The 2973-nt window shown below is 67.3% G+C and carries 3 protein-coding genes; 2 read left to right on the top strand and 1 reads right to left on the bottom strand.

Annotation, left to right across the window (positions count from 1 at the left end):
- Positions 1 to 182 precede the first annotated feature (182 nt).
- Complete coding sequence (gene htpX / locus QMX79_RS20435) at positions 183 to 1055, bottom strand: protease HtpX (protein WP_068853266.1); 873 nt, start codon at positions 1053 to 1055, stop codon at positions 183 to 185.
- 92 nt (positions 1056 to 1147) lie between these two features.
- On the opposite strand from htpX, the gene gluQRS reads away from it, so the two are divergent.
- Positions 1148 to 2032 (top strand): tRNA glutamyl-Q(34) synthetase GluQRS, encoded by an 885-nt coding sequence (gluQRS, locus tag QMX79_RS20440; RefSeq protein WP_282248409.1) that lies wholly within the window; start codon positions 1148 to 1150, stop codon positions 2030 to 2032.
- A gap of 69 nt (positions 2033 to 2101) precedes the next feature.
- On the top strand, positions 2102 to 2842 hold the full coding sequence (locus QMX79_RS20445) for a beta-ketoacyl-ACP reductase (protein ID WP_282248410.1): 741 nt from the start codon (positions 2102 to 2104) through the stop codon (positions 2840 to 2842).
- Positions 2843 to 2973 lie beyond the last annotated feature (131 nt).

The raw sequence follows: 2973 nt of genomic DNA on the forward strand, positions 1-2973 counted from the left end.
GGGTAGCGGGGCTTTGAGCAGCATGGATGCTGCGATAAGCCCCATGGATGGGTTCACGCGTGCCCCGCTACCCCCTCCACCCCGCTCCCCCGCGCGCAGAGAACGAAAACGCCAGCGCTTGTCGCGAGCAAAAAAACGCCCGACCAAGGCCGGGCGCTTCTTTCAAACCAACAGCTTCTGCATCAAGCCACGGTATTGCTCGCGGCCTTCAGCGCGGCAATGCGCTCTTCCAGCGGCGGGTGGCTCAGGAACAGCTTCTTGGCGGTGGCGCCGGCGATGCCGAACGCGGCGATCTGGGTCGGCAGGGTGCTCTGACCGTGGTTGAGCTTCAGGCGCTCCAGTGCGGCGATCATCTTCTGGCGGCCGGCCAGGTGCGCACCGCCGGCGTCGGCGCGGAACTCGCGGTGGCGCGAGAACCACATGGCGATCATGGTGGCGAACAGGCCGAACACCATTTCCAGCACGAACACGATGATGAAGTAGGCGAAGCCACGGCCGCCGCCTTCGCGGTTGCCCGACAGCGCACTGTCGATGATGCCGCCGACCACGCGCGCCAGCACGATCACGAACGTGTTGAGCACGCCCTGCAGCAGCGCCATGGTGATCATGTCACCGTTGGCCACGTGCGCGATCTCGTGACCCAGTACTGCCTCGGCCTCGTCCTCGCTCATGTTCTGCAGCAGGCCCGTGGAGACCGCCACCAGCGCGTTGTTGCGGTTGGCGCCGGTCGCGAACGCATTGATTTCCGGGCCGTCGTAGACCGCCACTTCCGGCATGCCGATACCGGCTTCGCGCGCCTGGCGCTCCACCGTGGCCAGCAGCCAGCGCTCGGTCTGGTTGCGCGGCTCGGTGATCACCACCGCGCCGGTGGAGCGCTTGGCCATCCACTTGGACAGCAGCAGCGAGATCAGCGAACCGCCGAAGCCGAAGATGGCCGCAACGACCAGCAGGCCGCTCATGCTCGCAGGATCGATGCCCGCCAGGCGCATTACGAAGCCTGCCAGGATCAACACGGCGAAGTTGGTCGCGAGGAACAGGGCGATACGACTGAACATGGGAAAAGGACGCTTTTGGGTGGGTGTTGCTGCAAATCTGCGGGGACTTCATGTTGAATTCAAGTCGCAACCTGACCGACGATTCATAGTTCATGTCCATGACTGCCTACCGCGGGCGCTTCGCCCCCTCGCCCACCGGCCCCCTCCACGCCGGCTCGCTGCTCGCCGCCTTCGGCAGCTGGCTGCTGGCCCGGCACGCCCGCGGCCAGTGGCTGGTGCGGGTGGAAGACGTCGACCCGCCCCGCACCGTGCCCGGCGCCATCGACCAGCAGTTGGCCGCCCTGGCTGCCTTCGGCCTGGCCAGCGATGACCCCATCGTCCACCAGAGCCAGCGCGACGCCCTCTACCAGGCCGCGCTGGACCGCCTGCTGGCCGAGGACAAAGCCTTTGCCTGCCACTGCAGCCGCACCGAACTGGCCGACCAGCACGGTATTCATCATTACTGCGTGGCACGTACCGAACGCGCACGACCGGCCATCCGCCTGCGCGTGCCGCCGGGCAGCGTGGTTGCGTTCGACGACGGCCTGCGCGGCCGGGTCCGCCAGGACGTGCATGCCGAGGTCGGCGATTTCGTGCTGCGCCGCGCGGACGGCTACTGGGCCTATCAGCTGGCCGTGGTGGTCGACGACGGCGACCAGGCCATCACCGACGTGGTGCGCGGCGCCGACCTGCTCGATTCCACCCCGCGCCAGATCCTGCTGCACCAGGCACTGGGCCTGCCCACCCCGCGCTACCTGCACCTGCCACTGCTGCTGGAGCCGGACGGGCTCAAGCTGTCCAAGTCCGCCGCCGCGCGCCCGGTCGATGCCGATCGTCCCCTGCCCGCCCTGCAGCAGGCCTGGGTGCAGCTTGGCCAGGATCCCGCCGGGCTGCGGGGCTGCCGCAGCGTTGCCGAACTCCTCGAACGGGCCGTTGCCGGCTTCGACCCGGCGCGATTGCCACCGGGTGACATCCGGCTCGACGCCGACGCCCCCTGAGCCACCCATTTTCCGCCGCGATGTTGCAGAATCGCTTTCCCCCCCCTGCTGGCCCCGGAGTAGCTGCTCATGACATCTCGCGTCGCACTGGTCACCGGTGGTACCGGCGGTATCGGTTCCGCCATCTGCCAACGTCTGGCCGACCAGGGCCATCGGGTTGCCACCAACTACCGTGACGAGGCCAAGGCCCTGGCCTGGCGCGAGAAGATGCTGGCGCGCGGCTGCGACGTGGCGATCTTCCCCGGCGATGTCGCCGACCCGGGCACCGCCGAACAGATGGTGCACGCCGTGGAAGCGGCGCTGGGACCGATCGAGATCCTGGTCAACAACGCCGGCATCACCCGCGACACCACCTTCCACCGCATGCGCGCCGACCAGTGGCATGACGTGATCAACACCAACCTCAATTCGGTGTTCAACGTCACCCGCCCGGTCATCGAAGGCATGCGCCGCCGCGGCTGGGGCCGGGTGATCCAGATCAGCTCGATCAACGGTCTGAAGGGCCAGTACGGCCAGGCCAACTACGCCGCCGCCAAGGCCGGCATGCACGGCTTCACCATCTCCCTGGCGCGCGAGAATGCCGGCTTCGGCATCACCGTCAACACCATCTCGCCCGGCTACGTGGCCACTGACATGGTGATGGCCGTGCCCGACGAAGTGCGCGCCAAGATCATCGCCGACATCCCCACCGGCCGCCTCGGCAAGCCCGAAGAAATCGCCTACGCGGTGGCCTTCCTGGTCGCCGAAGAAGCCGCCTGGATCACCGGCTCCAACCTCGACATCAACGGCGGCCATCACATGGGTTGGTAACGGTTACATAACCGTTTCAATCAACCACCGGTAGCGCCGGCCGTTGGCCGGCCCACGCAATCCATCTGGAGGAGAGCCCCCTTTTTGTTAAAGGGGGCGCGCCGAAGGCGCGGGGATAAGGAAACATGCCC

Source organism: Stenotrophomonas sp. PS02300 (genome assembly GCF_029959395.1).
Taxonomy (GTDB): Bacteria; Pseudomonadota; Gammaproteobacteria; order Xanthomonadales; family Xanthomonadaceae; genus Stenotrophomonas; species Stenotrophomonas maltophilia_AD.

What these genes read in the sequence shown, in the direction of transcription:
- htpX (WP_068853266.1), bottom strand. Translation starts at nt 1,055, where the DNA reads ATGTTCAGTCGTATCGCCCTGTTCCTCGCGACCAACTTCGCCGTGTTG.
- gluQRS (WP_282248409.1), top strand. Translation starts at nt 1,148, where the DNA reads ATGTCCATGACTGCCTACCGCGGGCGCTTCGCCCCCTCGCCCACCGGC.
- QMX79_RS20445 (WP_282248410.1), top strand. Translation starts at nt 2,102, where the DNA reads ATGACATCTCGCGTCGCACTGGTCACCGGTGGTACCGGCGGTATCGGT.